We start from the raw sequence: 19,568 nt of genomic DNA, 5'->3' as shown, positions 1-19,568 counted from the left end.
ACCTGCAGTTTTGCAGGAATATTTCGAGGCAAGCGGATCTGCGGACAAAAAGCTGCACTTTTGCAGGTTTTCTGCATACGCCGGTAGATGTGATAGCTTTAGCGAGGAAATTCTACGGTAGTCTTGCTTTTGCAGGCTTTCCCGCGTTGCCAGGCAGATCATGCGGTCGACCGACCGCCGTCATGAAGCGCAATACCGCATGCCGGGAGCGGTGCGAAAGTGCGGGCGGCGCGCGCGATCGAGTTTCTCGGGCAGTCTGAATTTTAACAGGGATTTATTGAAAGGGGATGCCAAACCATGTACACACCGGAAATTCAAGAAGTCATACGTCTGGCAAAGGATTATAATCTGATACCCGTAGTCCGCAATTTGCTGGCCGATACGGAAACGCCGATTCGCGTCTTTCAGCATCTGTACTCGGAACCGCGCGCTTTTCTGCTGGAAAGTGTGGAGGGCGGCGTAAAATGGGCGAGATATTCGTTTATCGGCAGCGATCCGTTTTTGATGATCCGGGCGAAGCATGGCCAAACGGAAGTGCAGACGGCGGTGGAGACGAAGGTGACGGCGGATAAGCCGATCGATGTGCTCAAAGCTTATCTGCGCTCTTTTTCAAGCCCGCAGCTTCCCGATCTGCCGCGTTTTACGGGCGGCGCCGTCGGATTTTTCGGCTACGATCTGCTGCAATATTACGAGAACCTGCCGGCCCACCGGATCGACGATTTGCAAATGAACGACATCCAGTTCATGTTCTGCGACCAGGTAGTCGTATTCGACCACTTCAAGCAGCAGATCAAAGTCATTGCGAACGTGCATGTGGCGCAGTTTGCCACGGAAGAAGATATCGTCAGAGCTTACCACGAAACTTGCGCGAAGATCGACGTGACGATCGACAAAATCAAACGTCCTCTCAGCGTGGACACGATGACGCACAATCCGATTGCCGCTGAGCCCGAACTCGGCGAGATCCGTTCCAACATTACGAAGGAGAAGTTTATCGCCAATGTGGAAAAAGCGAAGGAATATATTCGCGCCGGCGATATTTTCCAAGTCGTGCTGTCCCAGCGGTTTGAAATCGAAACGGCGGTTTCGCCGCTTCAGGTGTACCGCGTGCTGCGCACGATGAACCCGTCCCCGTACATGTATGTGCTGAAAATGGACGACGAAGTCGTAGTCGGCACTTCGCCGGAGCTTCTCGTCCGCGTCGAGGAGGAGAAAGTCGAGACGCGGCCGATTGCCGGCACCAGGCCGAGAGGGAAGACGCCGGAGGAGGATCTGGCGCTCGAACGGGAGCTGCTCGCCGACGAGAAAGAATGCGCCGAGCATTTGATGCTCGTCGATCTCGGACGCAACGATATCGGCCGCGTGTCGGAGTTCGGCTCGGTCAAATGCGATACGTTCATGGATATCGAGCGATACTCGCATGTGATGCATATCGTCTCCAACGTATCCGGTAAGCTCGCGCCAAATAAAGATTTCTTCGACGCCTTCTTGTCCTGCTTGCCGGCGGGGACCGTATCCGGTGCGCCCAAGCTGAGAGCGATGGAAATCATCGCTGAGCTTGAGCCCGAAGCGCGCGGCGCTTATGCCGGAGCGATCGGCTATCTCGGCTTTTCCGGCAATCTGGATACGTGCATTACGATCCGGACGATCATTTTCAAACACGGCAAAGCTTACGTGCAGGCGGGAGCGGGCATCGTCTGGGATTCCGTGCCGGAGAGCGAGTACCAGGAGACCGTCAACAAAGCGAAGGCGCTTTTGAAGTCGATTCGCATGGCTGAGGCGATGTTCAGCCCGGCGCCGAAACCGGTAAGCGACATTAATAAAGATTACTATGTAAATTCCTAAGCGGGAATCGGGAGAAGGAGGACGCGTATGAACGGGCATATTTCGGTACAGGCGGCAATTGCCAAAGTTGTGAGCGGCGGGCATCTGAATCGCGCTGAGGCGCGCACTGTCATGGCGGAAATTATGGAAGGTGCGGCGACGCAAGCCCAGATCGGCAGCCTGCTTACGGCACTGAGAATCAAAGGCGAGACGCTGGATGAAATTACCGGCTTTGCCGAGACGATGCGCAGCAAGGCGACGCAGGTTCGCGTAGCCCAGGCGAACTTGCTGGATACGTGCGGAACCGGCGGCGACGGAGCGGATACGTTCAACATTTCAACGGCGGCTGCATTCGTGGCGGCGGCCGGCGGCATCCGCGTCGCAAAGCACGGCAACCGCGCGATGTCGAGCAAAAGCGGCAGCGCCGACGTGCTTGAAGCGCTCGGCGTCAACATTACGATCAACGGCGAGCAGGCGGCCCGCTGTTTGAACGAGACCGGCATCTGCTTCATGTTCGCCCAGGCGTACCATCAATCGATGAAGCACGTAGCGGCGCCCCGCAGAGAGCTGGGCATCCGCACCGTGTTCAACCTGCTCGGGCCGCTGACGAACCCGGCCTGCGCCGACCGCCAGGTACTGGGCGTGTTCGACCGTTCCAAAACGGAGCTGGTCGCGCATGCGCTGCAAAACCTGGGCCTCAAACGGGCGCTGGTGCTTGCCAGCGAAGACGGCTTGGACGAAATCAGCATCTCGGCGCCGACCAAAGTGACCGAGCTGAAGGTCGACACGGTTTCAACTTACATGGTCACGCCGGACGAACTTGGGCTGAAAGCCCACAGCATCAAAGATGTGGCGGGCGGCGACGCGCAGATGAATGCGGAAATTATCCGTCATATTTTCGCCGGTGACAAAGGCGCTCACCGCGATATCGTGCTGGCGAATGCCGCAGCATGCTTTTATGTAACGGGCCATTGCGGAACTTTGCAGCAAGGGGTCAAGCTTGCGGCCGACATTATCGACGCGGGCAAAGCGGAGCAAAAGCTGAACGAATACATTCAATTTACGGGAGAATTGAGCCATGTTTCTTGATAAAATCGTAGTCACCAAGCAAGCGGAAGTGGAAGCGATGAAGGACAGCTTTTCCGTGCGGGATGCGGAGAAAAAAATCGCCGAGCTGCCTCCGTGCCTCGGATTCGAAAAGGCGCTCACGGAGCGCAAAAACCGCCCGATGGGGCTGATCGCGGAAGTGAAGAAAGCATCGCCGTCCAAAGGCTTGATACGCCCCGATTTTGAGCCTGTGGCGCTGGCGCAGGCGTACGAGCGGGCCGGAGCGGACTGCATATCCGTTCTGACCGATGTCCAGTACTTTCAAGGCAGTAACGATTACTTGAGCGCAGTGCGCAAGGCGGTGGGCATCCCGCTGCTGCGGAAAGATTTTACGATCGACGAAAAGCAGATTTATGAAGCCCGTCTGATCGGTGCGGACGCCATTTTGCTGATCGCAGCGATATTGACTACGGAGCAAATGAAGCGGTTTTTGGCACTTGCAGGCGATCTTGGCCTGGATGCCCTTGTGGAGGTGCACGACCGCGAGGAACTGGAACGCGCTCTGGAGCTGGATACGCAGCTGATCGGCATCAACAACCGCAATCTGAAAACGTTCGTGACGGATTTGCGGACGACGGAAGAGCTGATCCGCCACATTCCGGCCGGCAAAACGGTCGTCAGCGAAAGCGGCATTTCTTCTGTGCAGGACATGGCTTACTTGCAGCAGATCGGGTCCCATGCGGTACTGATCGGCGAGCATTTTATGCGCCAGCCTGTCGTGGAGCAGGCGGTTCATGATTTGATGGGCGCGGTTTGACGCCATAACGAAGCTGTAACGGAAAGAGGCGGATAAGATGGCTGTACAGGCAGCTCCAACCGTAAAAATTTGTGGACTTCAAAGCGTTGAAGTGTTAAAATCAATCGTACATTTGCCGATAGACCATATCGGTTTTGTTTTTGCGCCAAGCAAGCGTCAGGTTACCCCCGAACAGGCGGGCGAACTGATTGCTTTTTTACGATCGGAGGCTGACCGCGGTGCCAGGACGCCGCTTGCCGTCGGGGTTTTTGTCAATCCCGGGGAAGCGGAGCTGGAACGGACGCTGGCGGCGGCTCCGCTAGATGTCGTTCAATTGCACGGACAGGAAACGCCGGAATTTTGCAGTCGGGTTCGGCAGCATTTTGGCGTGCTTGTATTTAAATCGGTGCCGATTTCCAAGTCGGCCGATGCTGCGCCTGCTTTCGAAGCTGTTGCAGCGCAGCTCGATCCTTATCGGGATTCGGTCGATGCCATCCTGCTCGACACGTTTGATCCGGTGTATGGAGGCGGCTCAGGCAAGACGTTTGCCTGGGACTGCATACCTGTATACCAGGAATGGGCCCGCCAGGCCGGAATCAAGCTGCTCGTTGCCGGCGGACTGCAGCCTGACAATGTCGAACTGCTCGTTCGCGAGTACGCGCCAGACGGCGTCGATGTGTCCAGCGGCGTCGAGACGGACGGCGTGAAAGACGTATCCAAAATAACAGCATTTGTGGAAAGGGTGACCCGTAAGTGACGCAAGTACCTGATGCTCAAGGCAGGTTTGGTAAGTTCGGAGGCCGTTATGTGCCGGAGACGCTGATGAATGCGCTCATCGAGCTGGAAGAAGCCTACAATCGATATAAAGACGATCCTGAATTCATAGAGGAAGTCCGCTATTTGCAAAAGCAGTATTCGGGCAGGCCGACTCCGCTTTATTATGCGGAAAGGCTGACGGAGAAGCTGGGCGGCGCCAAAATTTACTTGAAGCGCGAAGACCTGAACCATACAGGGGCGCATAAAATCAATAATACGATCGGACAAGCCGTCCTCGCCAAGCGGATGGGGAAAAAGAAGGTCATCGCAGAGACGGGCGCAGGCCAGCACGGCGTGGCCTCGGCTACGGTAGCCGCGCTGCTCGGCCTTGAATGCAAAGTGTTCATGGGCGAGGAGGATACGAAGCGCCAGCAGCTCAACGTATTCCGGATGAAGCTGCTCGGCTCCGAAGTGATTCCGGTCACTTCCGGCACGAGAACGCTGAAAGACGCATGTAACGAAACGCTGCGCTACTGGGTCAGCAACGTGCAGGATACGTACTATATCCTCGGTTCCGTAACCGGTCCGCATCCTTACCCGATGATGGTCCGCGACTTCCAGCGGGTTATCGGCGACGAGTCGCGCGAGCAGATTTTGGAAACGGAAGGCCGCTTGCCCGATGCGGTAATCGCCTGTGTGGGCGGAGGCAGCAACGCGATGGGCATCTTTTATCCGTTTGTCGGCGACGCGAGCGTCAAGCTGATCGGCGTGGAAGCAGCCGGACGCGGCGTCGATACGGACGAGCATGCCGCTACGATGACGATGGGAACGCCGGGGGTATTCCAGGGCTCGATGAGCTACTTGCTGCAGGATGAATTCGGCCAGGTGCAGCCTGCTCATTCGATCTCGGCAGGGCTTGACTACCCGGGCATCGGACCGGAGCACGCGTATTTGAAAGATATCGAGCGCGCCAGGTATTTCCCGATTACGGACCAGGAGGCGCTTGACGCGCTCCAACTGCTCAGCCGCACCGAAGGCATTATCCCTGCTCTGGAAAGCGCGCATGCGATTGCACAAGTGGTCAAGACGGCGCCTGCCATGAGCAAAGATCAAATTATCGTCGTGAGCTTGTCCGGACGCGGAGACAAAGACGTGGAAGCGATTATGGGCTATCTTGGGGTAGGGAGAGAATAAGCGATGAACCGTATAGATCAACGATTTGCCGAGTTGAAGGAGCGCGGGGAAACCGCATTGATTCCTTTCTTAACGATCGGAGACCCGTCCCTGGAGGCGTCTGTGGAGCTCATTCTTGAGATGGAGCGGGCGGGCGCCGATCTGATCGAGCTCGGGGTGCCGTATTCCGACCCGCTTGCAGACGGGCCTGTCATTCAGCGTTCGTCCGAACGGGCGCTGCAGCGCCGCATCACGATCTTCGATGTGATCGATACCGCCGGCCGGGCGCGAAGCAGAGGCTCCAAACTGCCATTTATTTTATTTACTTATTACAATCCGGTTCTGCAAATCGGGCTTGAAAAAATTTTCAAGCTGATGCGGGATCAAGACATAAGCGGCATCATTATACCTGATCTGCCTCTGGAAGAAGACGGCGAGACGAGAGCGATTGCAGAGAGCTTCGGCATCCATTTGATCCCGCTCGTCGCCCCGACATCGAATGAACGGGTAAAGCGGATTGCCGCGAACGCCAAAGGGTTCGTCTACTGCGTATCCTCGCTCGGCGTTACGGGCGTCCGTTCCGAATTTTTTGGCGGCATCGACGAGTTTCTCGCTACAGTGAGGGAAGCCGCTCAAGTGCCGATCGTTGTCGGCTTCGGCATATCCAGCCGCGAGCAGGTACAGCGTTTTGAAACACAATGCGACGGCGTCGTCGTAGGAAGCGCGATCGTCCGTAAGATTGAGGACGCGCTGCCGCATCTGCAAGCCGATGCCGCTCATCCGGAAGGACTCTTGCAAATTCATAATTTTGTGTCACAATTAAAAGGTTCGAATATTTCTGGATGAGGTGACTCAGGTGAAGCCGAAACAAACGATCGTCCATTTACCGGTGTATCAGCCGGGCAAGCCTATTGAGGAAGTGAAACGGGAACTGGGGCTCACGGAAGTCATCAAGCTTGCTTCCAACGAGAACCCGTTCGGAAGCTCCCCGAAAGCGAGAGCGGCCATCGAAGCCGAGCTTTCCAATATCAGCTTGTACCCCGACGGCGGCGCTGTGCAACTGACTGCGGCCGTGGCCAAGTATTTGGGCGTAGAAACGAATCAAATCATTTTTGGAGCAGGCTCGGACGAAGTGATTCTGATGCTGGCCAGAGCTTATTTGGTGCAGGGCGATGAAACGGTCATGGCTTCGCACACGTTCCCGCAATATAAGCATAACTGCGAGATCGAGGGTGCGGTATGCATTGAGGTTCCTTTGAAAGAAGGAACGCACGATCTGGACGCCATGCTGGACAAAATTACGGATCGCACCAAAATCGTCTGGATTTGCAATCCGAACAATCCGACAGGCACGATGAACACCGAAGCCGAAATCAAGGCGTTTCTGGCCAAAGTTCCGGCTCATGTGCTCGTTGTACTGGACGAAGCCTACTGCGAGTACAATACGACCGATGAATATCCGGACAGCATCGAGCTGATCAAGCAGTACCCTAACGTTATTGCGCTGCGCACGTTTTCCAAAATTTACGGACTTGCTTCCCTGCGTATCGGTTACGGCGTAGGTGACGCCGCTGTCATTCGTACGATCAATCAGGTTCGCGAGCCGTTCAACACGACCCGTTTCGCGCAAGCGGCGGCGATTGCTTCGATTCAGGACGACGAGTTCATCGCCCGCTGCCGCGAGGCGAACACGGCCGGCTTGAACTACCTGACCGGGGAATTCGCCAAATTGGGTTTGACAGCCTTCCCGGCTCACGGCAATTTTGTTATGGTTGACGTAGGGCGCCCGGCTGCCGCTGTATTCGAGGGGCTTTTGCGGCGGGGAATCATTGTCCGCGGCGGCCACCAGCTCGGTTTCCCGACTTCCCTGCGCGTGACGATCGGCAGCAGCGAACAAAACGAAAAATTTATTGCAGCATTAACGCAAGTACTTGCCGAGACAGCTGTGCAAGCCTAATTTCATGGTTAAAGGTTGATTTCATGACGAAAATTGCGATATTCGGCGTAGGGCTGATCGGCGGTTCGCTGGCCTTATGCTACAAAGGAAAGCCAAGTTTTACCGTCGTAGGACATTCGCCGAACCCGAAGTCTGTGGAAAAGCTGTTGAAACGCGGCGTTGTGGATGACGCGACGACTTCCATGGAGGAGGCGGCTCAGGACGCCGACTATATTTTCCTTTGCGTTCCGGTCGGACTGCTGGAAGATTATTTGCGGCAGTTGGTCAAGCTGCCTTTGAAGCAGGGCTGCATCATTACGGATGTCGGCAGCACCAAAGCTTCTGTTACGGAATGCGCAGCCGCTTTGGATTTGGGAGGCGCCTATTTTATCGGCGGCCACCCGATGGCGGGTTCCGAGAGACACGGTGTGGAAGCGGCCTCTTCCCACTTGTTTGAGAATGCTTTTTACGTGTTGACGCCGGCCGAAGGAACTCCCCAGGAGGCTGTGGATCGCTTGGCCAGCTTGCTGAAACCGACGCTGGCGCAAATTGTTCAGGTGGATGCCCGCGAGCACGACGATATTGTAGGAGCGATCAGCCATCTGCCTCACATCATTGCCGTAGCTCTGGTGAATCAGGTCCGGGGCTACAACTCGACTAATTCGTTGTACCAGAACCTGGCCGCGGGCGGGTTTCGCGATATTACCCGGATCGCATCCAGCGAGCCGACGATATGGCGCGACATTCTCGTGGGCAACCGGGAAGTGCTGCTGCGCCTGCTGAAGGACTGGAATTTGGAAATCGGCAGGTTCATCGATTTGCTGCAGCACGGCGACGGCGAAGGAATCGCCGAGCAGTTCCGCATCGCCGGAGAGTTTCGCAACCAGCTGCCGGAGCGCAGAAAAGGCATGATAACGTCATTGTTCGACATTTATGTGGACGTTCCCGATCATCCCGGAATTATCGCTCAAATTACGACGCTGCTTGGCAACGAAGCGATCAATCTCAGCAATATTCAAGTCATTGAAAGCAGAGAAGATGTGCCCGGAATTTTGCGGCTTTCTTTCCGCAACCAGGAAGATGCGGACCGGGCGGCTGCCGCGCTGGGCAAAGAATACGCGGTCCACGTATAGCCGTTCCATACGGCCTGATGGTTTTGTCGATAGATGAGACAGAAGCATCAGGTTATTTTTTTGATCAAATATGATATTATTAGTATTTGTGATGACCATTTACTAACGTTACAGGGAGCCGGGAACATGTCAGGAATTCGCAATAAAAGTGTGCTTGCATTCATTCTTATCCTCACTCTTTGCTTGAACTTTGCGCCGGTTACTTCCGGTGAAGTCGACGGGATCCGCTACAGCTCCCAGGTGGCCGTACTTGTCTATCATCATATCGACGATCAGACTTCCGGACCGGTTACCATTTCGTCGAAGCTGTTCCAAAGACAGCTGAAAAATTTGCTCAGGCACGGTTACAATTTTATTTCTTTGCAGCAGTTTCGCGGTTTTATGTCCGCTGGCGCAGCGATTCCCGACAATGCCGTACTGGTCACATTTGACGACGGCTACGAGAGCTTTTATACGAATGCTTATCCGGTGCTCAAAAAGCTGCAAATCCCGGCAGTGAATTTTGTCATTACGAAAGATCTGGACGCCCCGCAAGCCAGCGCGATACCTTCCTTGTCCAGGGAGGAGATTGCGGAAATAGAAAAGGAAGACCCGAACATCGAATTCCAATGCCATTCCGACCGGCTCCATGATATGAAGGACGGAAAGCCGCTTCTGTCCTACAAAATGAGATTAAAGGATGCATTCGAGACGGATCAGGATTACGAGCTGCGCGTAACGAACGATACGAAGACTTCGATCAGCAAGCTGGAGCCTTTGAACGGCGAAGCGATAGACGCTTATGCGTATCCTTTTGGCAGCTATAACGAAAAAGTCGTCGGTTTATTAAAACAAGCCGGTATGAAATACGGTTTCACCACGGCTAGCGGAATTGTAACGAGAAAGACGGATCCGATGCAGCTTCCCCGCATTAATGCCGGAAGTCCTTTCGTAAGAGGGAACTCCGTCAACAATCTGATTCAGCAATCGCTGCGGGGAGGAGGCAGGGCTGTTCCGCAAAAAATAGATTGATTTCATTCGTGAGTCGGGCCGGTACACGGTCCGATTCATATTTTTTTCACATTGCTTGTATCCGTTTTCAAAAAACTGTTGACAAATTGAAAACGGATACATATAATAAAAGTACAGTATGGTTTCTCTCCACTCCTATCCGATAATCGCACCAATAAGTGCAACCGCCGATTCGGCGGTTTTTTTTTGCTTTAAATACCATATTTATCTGAATTTTATTATACAATTGAAAAGACGGGTTGCTGCGCATGCGGCAGACACGCTTTTTTAACATGGCTTACAAATTTTTGTCGAAATAAGCAGGATTTTTGCCATCGATCAAGAATGATATTAGACTGCCTCTATTTTCGCTTCTAAAAATGATGGCTCTAAAAAAAATCGTTGCCGTCGCGCAACTTTTCACTCTCTGTGCAGTACAACAATGTATGAGCAGTTGGGAGTGCTACCCGGAATCGCGAGGAGGATCGCCGCGTAATGACCGATTCCCAGTTGATCAGAGAAATCAAGGATGGAAATGTTCAGCTTTACAACGAACTGATGCGTCGTTACGAGCGTAAAATCCTTGCATTCATATACCATATGCTCAAAAGTACACAGATGGAGGCAATCGCCGAAGACTTGTGCAATGAGACGTTTTATAAAGCGTACCGAAGTTTGCATTCGTTCCGCGAGGTGGAAGCCTCTTTTTCTACGTGGCTGTATACGATTGCCCGCAATACCGTGCTGAGCGAACTTCGTAAAAATAAAAGCGTGCAAGTCTCATTGGAGCAAAGCGGGCATACGCCTCTTGCTTCCTACGAATCCCTGCCGGAGCAAACCATGCTGCGCAACGAAAAAGTGGTCATGGTGCGCGAAGCCATCAACAGCTTGCCGGAGAAACAGAGATCGGCGTTGATTTTGCGCGAATACGATCAGATGGATTACCAGGAGATCGCGAATATTTTGGGCCAGACCGTCAGTTCGGTCAAATCTTTACTGTTTCGGGCGAGAGCTTCCGTCAAACTGCAGCTGGAGCCTTATTTCAGCGAACCGATATTTGAAGAGTCGAAGGGATGAAGCAACGATGAAGTGTAATGACATTCAGGAGTTATTTGGAGTCTATTGGGATTTGCCGAATGATGACCTGAGACGCGCAGCGGTAGATAAACATATCGTCTCTTGTCCTAATTGCGCGGAGGAATTTCAAATCTGGGAAGAGAGCACGATGCTGATTCGGACTACGGCGCTGGCCGAGGAATTGCCTGAATACGAACCGATCGTTTCGGATAAGGTGATGAGCCGAATTTATCAGGACGAATCGTGGCGCATCCCGATTCCTGAGCGTATGTACGCCATTTCATACAAGCTCAGGCGAAACCTCACGGCTGTCATCGCTTTTTGTTTGGCTTTGTTCATGTTCAGCTTTTTATTTGCCATCGTTTATAATGGCACTTCGGGATCGACGGTGGCGGCTGCCGACAATTCCTTGTTTGATTTGCAGGCCCCGCAAGCTTTGAAGAGCGATTCTTCGGAGTCGATGAACGGGCACAAGATGGTGGACGCGGTCGCCAGCTTGAATCCGAGCTTCATGGAGCCGTTAACTTTTCATGTCGGACCGATCCACTCTTATCCGCATTATTTGCTTGTAGTATCCATACTTGGATTAATCAGCACCATGCTGGTTATGAACTGGCTTTCGCGGACGAAAGCTTAAGCCGGCGAACAATAATTAACGAATGCAAAATGCTCCGTGGAGGAGCATTTTTCTATCATCTCGGATTGTTTGTAATTGGCGAAAAAAGCTGCCTAAGGGCGCGGTCGCTTATTTTCGAATGACCCAGGAGCCTGTCCGATGAACCACGCAGAAGGTATATTTATGCAAAATGATGGTGTTGATGCAGCGTGAGCGGCAGTATATGCAGTCAATATTCAGTGTGTATGCACAAAAGTAACTCCGTCGGACAGACTCCTCGGGTAGAGGTTTATCTCATTGGAGGGCAACTATGACAACGATTGGACTTATTAGACACGGCAGCACGGAATGGAACCGGCTTGGCAAGCTTCAGGGACAACTGGACACGGAGTTGACGGAAGAGGGGATTAAGCAAGCTGAACTGCTGGGAAGACGCCTGGCCAAAGAAGACTGGTCCGGCATCGTCTGCAGCGATTTGCGCAGAGCGAGCGAGACGGCAAGGATCGTCTCGGAGTTGTCGGGAATTCCGCTGCTCCGTACAGACGCAAGGCTTCGGGAGCGCAGTTTCGGCCTGGCGGAGGGGACGACGCTCGAAGAACGCCAGGAGCGCTGGGGAGCCGACTGGAAGAAGCTTGATTTGGGCGGCGAAACCGACGCTCAGGTTTGGGAGCGGTGGGTTCATTTTATAGAGGAACTGACGGCGGCGGAGCCTGAAGGCAAAATATTGATCATCTCGCACGGCGGATTCATCGTTCAGGTACTGCGCGGGCTCCGCATGGAGCGCGATGAGTTTTTGAACAACACTTCCTTGACGGTTCTGCAAAGGAAAGATTCTTCATGGGAGCTGCTGCTTTACAACTGCCAGGCTCACTTGGTTTCTTCGTGATAACGGCAGCGTGGGGGCTGGCGGAAGTGCCTTTAGCGGAAGTGGAGCGTGACGACGGGCGGACGGGAACCGACCGTGTAACGCGCACGCCGCATTGGAAGCATCGCTCTGTTACGGAGCGGTGTTTTTTTGTTTTTTGGGCAGCTTGGGAGGCTGCCCTTTATTGTACGGCCCTGCCCCGGAGGCGCGGCCTGGACTGAGCCTGGCGAAATAGTCGCCAGCCAGAGCTTTTACATCCACTTGAGGGCGTGGGGAGGGAATCTGTAAAGATTCCCATGACGCCGCCAAGTGGATGTCGCCCCACAGATTTTCGCACCGCGCGCAGCTCCCGACGTTGCAGTTTTGCGCTTCATGGTGGCGGTCGGTCGACCACATCAGGTCTGCTGCTACAACTCAACTTCAAGCTTTAAAAGCGAATCAGTTGGAAACCAGTGCATTATTTTCGTATAAAGTGCGGCTTTATGCCAGTAGATACAGCTGCAACGAAACATTCCTGGAAATGTCAGGCCACCCAGAAACCCGTACGCCAGAGCCGGCAGCACATTCCGCCTGTTTGTGCGAAGAAAACCTGCAAAAGTGCAGTTTTTTCTCGATGGGTGCACTGGCCACGAAAATATTCCTGCAATTGTGCAGGCTTTTTGCCGCGAACATAAGCTCAGGTTCATTTCGGTGAAAATTCCTGCACAATTGCAGGCTTTTCACCGAAATGAACCATTTTTGCGAAAAAACCTGCACTTTCGCAGGTTTTCTCCTGCCGAGCCACTTGCCCACTTGCCCCCGCCCCTTTCAGCACAGCAACCAGTACAAGGAGAGGCGTAGAGGTTAGGGAAGAGCTGCTCGCGCCCCTTGTGGTTCATCTAACCTGTCACTCCAATCAACAATATAACTTTCGGAGGTTTTCTACGCGTTAATAGAGATGCGTTTCTTTAGTGTATGTACGTTTTCTCAGCAGCCTGCAAATGTGCAGTTTTGTAAGCTCGAACTTGAGCTGAGTCTCATTTTGATGGGGAATTTCTGGACAATCGCAGGCTTTTTAGCAAAACGGACCTTTCCTGCGAAAAGCCCGGCAATCACTGACAATCGCAGGCTTTTCCCCTAGTCAAGCCGCTTCATGAACGGCTGCGGTCTTTTTCACCGCAAGCAGATCCCGGCGTCCGGTGTGGCGCTGCATGACGGCGGTCGATCGTATGGTCGACCACATGCGTCCATGTTGATCAGTGCAGGCTTTTTCGATGGAGGAGACTGCCACAGGCCGTCTGGTGCACTTTGGACCTTCACCGGATGGTGACAGCGGCAGCCGCAACCAGCCCGCCAGTGGGAGGCCTGGCCTCCCCATCGGCGCTGTTTGAGCGAAGGCAAGCCGCAGAGGCTTTAACAGCAGCGCCGGAAATCATCGCCAAGCATCGTGCAAGATCGCACCGCAGGTGTCCGTCCGAGGCCTCCGCTTGGCGGCAGGCTCATGCAGGAACGCCGCCCGCCACCGGTCGTAACTATTTTGCCATAACCCTTCATTTGCTCCGCTTTTTAAGCCCCTCATTTTATTTCTTATCGGTTCTTCGAATATTTTCGGAAAAAATTCCCATAATGGTTACTAGAAACCACGGAGCAGCAAGCTTCGCAAACTGGGGGGTATACGATGGAAATGAATCTGGCGGACATGCTCAGCTATGCCGATATCCATGATTTGAGCAGAATAGCCCGTACCTACGAATGCGAGTGCAACGGTCATTCCAAAAACGAGTTGATCCAGTCGATCCTAAGCGCCGCGCTGAGAAGGGAGATTTTTGAGAAGTATGTCCAAAAGCTGAGCATGGAGGACATCCGGTTTCTGAACTCTCTTCTGTTTGACGGACGTAATGCGTTCAGTCTGGAAGAATTGATCGCCAGAGCCCAACAGTCGCGGTTTCAAAAAAATGAAAGTGAGGACTGGAACCCTCGCGACATGATCGTCCGTTTCAAGCAGTTAGGGTGGCTGTTTAACGGCTACTCGCTGCAAACGAAATATTTGTTTCACGTCCCTCAAGATCTCAAGAAAAAGTTTGCCGAGGTACTGGCTGCCGATTTTAAGCGCCAGTTGGTGATCAGCGGCGAGCCCGGCGTATACCGCGACGAACAGATGCTGATTGTAGACGATATTTTGCATTTCCTAAGCTATGTTTACAGGCAGTCGGAAATACCGCTTACCGTCGAAGGCACCATGTACAAAAGGCAGCTGCAGCAAATGATGGATTGCCTGTCGGTTCAGGAAGATATGGTTGCCAAAGGCGCCTGGAGATTCGGATATGGGCGAATGTTTAAAGATTATCCGAACCGGTTCTCGCTCATTTACGACTACTGCTATTATCACCAGCTGATTGCGGAGGATCATCAGAGCCTTTCTTTGACGGAAGGAGGAAAATCGCGGGTGCTCGAAGGCCGCAGGGAGAATCTTTCCCACGTTTACCGGTTTTGGCTCCGGCTTTACAAGAATCCGGTTCCGAACGTACAGGTTATTGCGGGGTGGATCGACCGTCTGGCCGGGCAATGGGTAACTTCGGCATCGCTTGCCGAAGTGCTTTGCAAGCTGATCAAACCGTTTTATTACGACACGTCGGAATCGATTTTCGAACAAAGAATTTTGCAGATGATGATGCATTTGGGGCTGCTTCGAATCGGGGAGGACGAGCAGCGCAGGCCCATTCTTCAGGTTACGAAGCTGGGAAGCAGCGTGATTCAGGGAACGTTTGTCGCTGCGGACGATAAAATCGACCTGATGTTTGAAAAAATGATCGATTCGTCCATGCGCTAGGTAAAGGCACATTCCTTGGCATAGAGGGCTGATGCAGGCAACGGCGAAGGAATGCGTGAATATGCTTAAAGTAGGAGCATACACTTTTGAGAGATTTAAAGTTGCTTGATCATCGACGTACTCTCTGGACAATGAATGTTCCTGACAATGCGCGGACATAATTTGGAGGTAGGTCCTATGGGAAAAATGAATGTATCCAATGATGCGCTGTTGGCACTTTTCGCGGAGATGGTTTGGGACGACGCCATACGCAAACATAAAGAGGAAAATCTCTACAAAGAGATTGACCGTGCTTTAGCCAAAGGCGATCAAGCTACGTTCCTGGCCCTAACTTCTGAGCTGAAAACGTTACAATCACCGGGTTAGATCGTGTTCTTGACTGCCGCCATTAGCATATTTGCAAAGAAAGACATGTGACAGCCATTCATATGTCTTTTTTTTCATGAATGAAAATAGAACCAATCGGAGTGCGCACTCGTCAAAATTATTGACGATTCTTGTAATGAGGAGTGTGCATGTATGAGAAATTTGCGATCCAATCCCAGGCTGCGTACTGTTGTAACGTTGACGATTATTGCCGCCGGCGTTTTGCTGGCTGCAGCTTCCGCCTATGCCGCATATTTGTATAATAAAGTGAATAAAACGATTGAACAGATTGCCGCGCCGCAGCCCGCGGAGAGGAACTCGAATTCCTTTCCGGTCGAACAGCTGTCACATGAGTCGAATGCGGCTCTCAAGGAAAAGCCGCTGTCCTTTTTGCTGGCTGCGGTTGACGCGCGTGAAGGCAGCGAAGGTTCGCTCAATACCGATGTCATGATGCTGGTCAGCGTCAATCCGGCTTCAGGCGAGGCTACTATCGTGTCCATACCGAGGGACCTGGAAGTAACCCCGGAAGAATCCGGCTTGGATGACTCGCATAAAGCAAACTATTTTTACGCTTATTTTTACAACAAAAACAGCAGCACAGCTTTGCAGCAAACGAGAGAGCTGTTTTCCGGCATGTATCATGTGCCGATCGATTATATGGCCATCATCAATTTCGAAGGATTCCGCAAGCTGATCGATCAAGTGGGCGGGCTTAAGGTCAACGTCGATATGGATATGAAATATTCGGATGAAAGCGACGGCACGTACATTAACCTGAGCAAAGGCGAGCAGTTGCTGAACGGCAAGCAGGTGCTGGATTTCGTACGCTATAGGAAGTCGAACCTCGGAACGGAGGAGTCTTCGGATACGGTGCGGAATCAGCGGGAGCAATTGGTGCTGGATCAAATCTTAAACAAGCTGACTTCGTTCAGCGGCATATCGGCATGGAGCAAATTGCTGGACATTATCGGCGGCTCGGTAAAAACGGATATTCCTGCCGAAGAGCTGAAGCGGCTTACAGGCTCATATCAGGAGCTGAAACCGGATACGATCCATTACATTCATTTGGAGGGCGACTGGCAAAGCCCGTATCTGGTCGTCGACAGGCAGGATATGGCCAGAGCGTTCGAAGCGCTTCGCAATACGCAAGCAGGACTTTCAATTGACAGCGAAGAAAAGACAAATTAAAGTAGCTAATAGAGCTTGCTTACATAGCAAGCTTTTGTTTTGCAAATTATATGTGGGGGGGATCATTTATGAAATTCAGCGATATCCAGGGAGAACAGTGGCCGGAGCTGAAGCCGTATTTGGATACATGCTTATTGCCGCTCACCGGGCTGACCGGTTCAGAGGAGCCTTGGCAGGCTACGATCGCTCTGGAGCAGCTGCGGGATGCGCTGGAAACCATAGAAATTCCTTTTACAGGCAGAGTGGTGACTTATCCCGCCCTGCACTATTTGACGGGAACAGATGCCGGGAAGCAGATCGGTGAACTGAGCCTCCAGCTCAAAAACGCCGGTTTTCGCTTTGTCATCGTTCTGACTATACATACGGATGCGCTGCAGGCGAAGCCTGAGCCGACGGATTTGCTGATCGTTGTCGATATGAAGGAGTGGGCAGGCAAACAGCGCGAATGGAAGGCGGACATTGCCAGACAAGTTCAGCAGCTTTGGCAAAGCGGCGATCATTTGCAGGAATGAGTGTATTATTGGAAATAAATTTGCGCAGGATAAGAGAAGTAAACGGTTTCTCCACGGACAAGAAGTTGTGACAATTTCGTTAAAATTTATTTGAAGCCTGACAAAACTGTGTCCGAAAACAAGTCGCGCATTCTTGACGCCCTAGAGGTCGTAGGCTATTATTAGAAATGTCCTAGTTATGTAGTGTAATGTCGAACGACACGTGATAGAGGTTTCTGAACGTCCGGTGTAACGGACGCGTCGGCCAATGTAGGAGGGTAGACCTGAGAATGAGTGACCACAACAATCACAATGAAGAACAGCACGGAAAGAAAGCGGGAACAAAACGCGAGATGTCCCGCCGGCAGTTTCTTTCTTACACCCTTGGTGGCGCTGGAGGATTCATGGCGGCCGGTATTATGGTACCGATGCTGAGGTTTGCCGTCGATCCAGTCCTTCAACCGAAGAAAGCATCCGATTGGGTTAAAGTCGTGGAAGAGAGCAAAATTACGAACGAACCCAAATCGTTTACTTTCCAAGTTCACCAGGTGGACGGCTGGTATGAAAGCGATCCGGAGCTTGCGGCCTGGATTACGAAAGACAGCAACGGCAAAATTTACGCTTTGAACCCGACTTGCAAACACCTTGGATGTACGGTGAACTGGAACGACAATCCAGCTTACAAGGATCAATATTTTTGCCCTTGCCACGGCGCGCACTATACGGTAGACGGCAAAAATCTGGCCGTAGCGCCAAAGCCGTTGGATGAATATGACGTTAAGATTGAAAACGGCTTCGTGTACTTGGGGCCGCTGCACCCTAACACTAGAGTATAAGGAGGCGTCACCATCAGATGTTTAAAAATGTATACAACTGGATTGACGAACGTCTTGATATCACGCCGATGTGGAGGGATGTAGCAGACCACGAGGTTCCCGAACACGTTAACCCTGCCCATCACTTTTCCGCATTCGTTTATTGCTTTGGCGGATTGACGTTTTTCATTACAGTCATTCAAATTTTGTCAGGCATGTTCCTCACGATGTACTACACGCCTGATATTATCAATGCATACGCAAGCGTTGACTATCTTCAGCATAAAGTGGCATTCGGCGTCATCGTTAGGGGGATGCACCACTGGGGAGCCAGCCTTGTGATCGTTATGATGTTCTTACATACGCTGCGCGTGTTCTTTACCGGTTCTTACAAAGCACCGCGCGAAATGAACTGGGTTGTCGGGATGCTTATTTTCTTCGTCATGCTCGGTCTCGGTTTTACAGGATACCTGCTTCCTTGGGACAACAAAGCGTATTTTGCTACCCAGGTAGGTATTAAAATCGCCGCGTCCGTTCCGTTCATTGGACAATACATTCAGACGCTGCTGCAGGGCGGAGAAATCGTAGGCGCGGAAACATTGACTCGTTTCTTTGCCATTCACGTGTTCTTCCTGCCAGGCGTTCTGCTCGCTTTGCTTGCCGGACACTTCTTCATGATTCGCAAACAAGGCATTTCCGGACCGCTATAATTGAAAGGAGGGCTAACAGCGTGGCGCATGGTCATAAATCTGACGAAAAAATCGTTTACGTAGGGGATTCCCGCGTCATTAAAAAAACACCGGAGCAGCGTTTAATTCCAAGGGATTATTCGGCTTATCCGGGCAAATCGGAAGCGTTTATTCCTAACTTCCTGTTAAAGGAATGGATGGTCGGCGTTGTCGTACTGGTCGGCATGCTGGCGCTTGTCATGTCCGATCCGGCACCTCTCGGTTATCCGGCGGACCCGAAAAATACACAGTTTATTCCAATGCCTGACTGGTACTTCCTGTTCATGTACCAATTGCTTAAATATCCGTACACTTCGGATCAGTTTGTCGTACTCGGGGCTGTAGTCGTTCCCGGCTTGTTGTTCGGAGGCTTGCTTTTGGCGCCGTTCCTCGATACGGGTAAAGAACGCAGATTTTACAGAAGACCGATCGCTTCTTCCTTAATGATCTTATCTTTAATCGCTTGTACGTACCTGACTTACACTTCCTGGTCTCACTACCAAGTGGAGCTTAAGGATAAAAATATGATTCCTGAGCACATCAAGCGCGAAGAGGAATTGAAAGCAAGCAAAGGTGCAACCGGAGGCGGAGCCGGCAAAGCAAGCACGAAAGCGCCGGCGATCGTGGCCGCGGACGACCCGGGAGCCGAAATTTACAAGAAAGCAACATGCTTGTCTTGTCATGGCGCCGGCCTCAAAGGAATGCCGACTTCCGGAGTTCCTGCGCTGCTGGGTGTAGGCGACAAGCATTCCAAGGACGAAATCCTCGGCATTATCAAAAACGGCAAAGGCAACATGGGCGCGCAGTACAAGGATAATATCGCAAAAGGCTTGACAGATGCCGACATCGACAAGTTGGCCGACTGGTTATCCAGACAAAAGAAAGCAGAGTAAGAATGAAAAACCTGACCGATTTAACCGGTCAGGTTTTTTTGGATCAGAGCATCGTGAGGAGGAGC

Annotated in this window: 20 protein-coding genes; 19 read left to right on the top strand and 1 reads right to left on the bottom strand. The window is 52.3% G+C overall.

Features of this window, described 5'->3' with window-relative positions:
* Positions 1-297: 297 nt before the first annotated feature.
* From trpE to AC3G2T_RS29285, 12 genes are all read left to right on the top strand, one after another.
* Complete coding sequence (trpE, locus tag AC3G2T_RS29340; protein WP_488437773.1) at positions 298-1,845, top strand: anthranilate synthase component I; 1,548 nt, start codon at positions 298-300, stop codon at positions 1,843-1,845.
* Positions 1,846-1,872: 27 nt separating this feature from the next.
* Positions 1,873-2,913 carry an anthranilate phosphoribosyltransferase gene (trpD, locus tag AC3G2T_RS29335; protein WP_474681400.1) on the top strand — a complete coding sequence of 347 codons (1,041 nt, stop codon included), beginning with the start codon at positions 1,873-1,875 and terminating at the stop codon, positions 2,911-2,913.
* Positions 2,903-3,688, top strand: a complete 786-nt coding sequence (gene trpC / locus AC3G2T_RS29330; RefSeq protein ID WP_474681399.1) for an indole-3-glycerol phosphate synthase TrpC — start codon at positions 2,903-2,905, stop codon at positions 3,686-3,688. The genes trpD and trpC overlap by 11 nt, the downstream gene beginning before the upstream one ends.
* A gap of 37 nt (positions 3,689-3,725) precedes the next feature.
* Positions 3,726-4,424 (top strand): phosphoribosylanthranilate isomerase, encoded by a 699-nt coding sequence (locus AC3G2T_RS29325; RefSeq protein WP_488437772.1) that lies wholly within the window; start codon positions 3,726-3,728, stop codon positions 4,422-4,424.
* Positions 4,421-5,617, top strand: a complete 1,197-nt coding sequence (gene trpB / locus AC3G2T_RS29320) for a tryptophan synthase subunit beta (protein ID WP_488437771.1) — start codon at positions 4,421-4,423, stop codon at positions 5,615-5,617. The genes AC3G2T_RS29325 and trpB overlap by 4 nt, the downstream gene beginning before the upstream one ends.
* A 3-nt stretch (positions 5,618-5,620) precedes the next feature.
* Positions 5,621-6,442 (top strand): tryptophan synthase subunit alpha, encoded by an 822-nt coding sequence (gene trpA / locus AC3G2T_RS29315; RefSeq protein ID WP_488437770.1) that lies wholly within the window; start codon positions 5,621-5,623, stop codon positions 6,440-6,442.
* Between the two features lie 10 nt (positions 6,443-6,452).
* A complete protein-coding gene (gene hisC / locus AC3G2T_RS29310) occupies positions 6,453-7,553 on the top strand; it encodes a histidinol-phosphate transaminase (RefSeq protein ID WP_488437769.1) in 1,101 nt (366 codons plus the stop codon).
* A 23-nt stretch (positions 7,554-7,576) separates the two neighbouring features.
* Positions 7,577-8,665: a prephenate dehydrogenase gene (locus AC3G2T_RS29305; RefSeq protein WP_488437768.1), complete on the top strand. Its 1,089-nt coding sequence runs from the start codon at positions 7,577-7,579 to the stop codon at positions 8,663-8,665.
* A 126-nt stretch (positions 8,666-8,791) separates the two neighbouring features.
* Positions 8,792-9,676 carry a polysaccharide deacetylase family protein gene (locus AC3G2T_RS29300; protein ID WP_474681393.1) on the top strand — a complete coding sequence of 295 codons (885 nt, stop codon included), beginning with the start codon at positions 8,792-8,794 and terminating at the stop codon, positions 9,674-9,676.
* Positions 9,677-10,150: 474 nt separating this feature from the next.
* The gene (locus tag AC3G2T_RS29295) at positions 10,151-10,732 is read left to right on the top strand and encodes an RNA polymerase sigma factor (RefSeq protein ID WP_474681392.1); all 582 of its coding nucleotides are present in this window, start codon (positions 10,151-10,153) and stop codon (positions 10,730-10,732) included.
* Between the two features lie 7 nt (positions 10,733-10,739).
* Entirely contained in the window at positions 10,740-11,369 is a 630-nt protein-coding gene (locus tag AC3G2T_RS29290; protein ID WP_474681391.1) for an anti-sigma factor family protein, read from the top strand.
* A 289-nt stretch (positions 11,370-11,658) separates the two neighbouring features.
* On the top strand, positions 11,659-12,234 hold the full coding sequence (locus AC3G2T_RS29285) for a histidine phosphatase family protein (protein ID WP_474681390.1): 576 nt from the start codon (positions 11,659-11,661) through the stop codon (positions 12,232-12,234).
* A gap of 459 nt (positions 12,235-12,693) precedes the next feature.
* Here AC3G2T_RS29285 and AC3G2T_RS29280 read toward each other — a convergent pair whose 3' ends face one another.
* Positions 12,694-13,005 (bottom strand): hypothetical protein, encoded by a 312-nt coding sequence (locus AC3G2T_RS29280; RefSeq protein ID WP_474681389.1) that lies wholly within the window; start codon positions 13,003-13,005, stop codon positions 12,694-12,696.
* Positions 13,006-13,876: 871 nt separating this feature from the next.
* Here AC3G2T_RS29280 and AC3G2T_RS29275 point away from each other — a divergent pair.
* The 7 genes from AC3G2T_RS29275 to AC3G2T_RS29245 all read left to right on the top strand — a co-directional run bounded on the left by AC3G2T_RS29275 (position 13,877) and on the right by AC3G2T_RS29245 (position 19,503).
* Positions 13,877-15,022, top strand: coding sequence for a hypothetical protein (locus AC3G2T_RS29275; RefSeq protein ID WP_474681677.1), 1,146 nt, complete (start codon positions 13,877-13,879; stop codon positions 15,020-15,022).
* A gap of 177 nt (positions 15,023-15,199) precedes the next feature.
* The gene (locus AC3G2T_RS29270; RefSeq protein ID WP_474681388.1) at positions 15,200-15,388 is read left to right on the top strand and encodes an IDEAL domain-containing protein; all 189 of its coding nucleotides are present in this window, start codon (positions 15,200-15,202) and stop codon (positions 15,386-15,388) included.
* A gap of 153 nt (positions 15,389-15,541) precedes the next feature.
* Positions 15,542-16,576: an LCP family protein gene (locus AC3G2T_RS29265; RefSeq protein ID WP_474681387.1), complete on the top strand. Its 1,035-nt coding sequence runs from the start codon at positions 15,542-15,544 to the stop codon at positions 16,574-16,576.
* A gap of 68 nt (positions 16,577-16,644) precedes the next feature.
* Positions 16,645-17,088 (top strand): DUF2487 family protein, encoded by a 444-nt coding sequence (locus tag AC3G2T_RS29260; RefSeq protein WP_474681386.1) that lies wholly within the window; start codon positions 16,645-16,647, stop codon positions 17,086-17,088.
* Between the two features lie 269 nt (positions 17,089-17,357).
* Positions 17,358-17,903, top strand: a complete 546-nt coding sequence (locus tag AC3G2T_RS29255; RefSeq protein ID WP_474681385.1) for a QcrA and Rieske domain-containing protein — start codon at positions 17,358-17,360, stop codon at positions 17,901-17,903.
* 17 nt (positions 17,904-17,920) lie between these two features.
* Complete coding sequence (gene qcrB, locus AC3G2T_RS29250) at positions 17,921-18,592, top strand: menaquinol-cytochrome c reductase cytochrome b subunit (protein ID WP_474681384.1); 672 nt, start codon at positions 17,921-17,923, stop codon at positions 18,590-18,592.
* Between the two features lie 20 nt (positions 18,593-18,612).
* Positions 18,613-19,503 (top strand): c-type cytochrome, encoded by an 891-nt coding sequence (locus AC3G2T_RS29245; RefSeq protein ID WP_474681383.1) that lies wholly within the window; start codon positions 18,613-18,615, stop codon positions 19,501-19,503.
* Positions 19,504-19,568: the final 65 nt, after the last annotated feature.

The sequence above is a fragment of the Paenibacillus sp. sgz302191 genome, from assembly GCF_057749925.1.
Note: the sequence above shows the minus strand (reverse complement) of the source record. Positions and strands in the feature narration are given on the sequence as shown.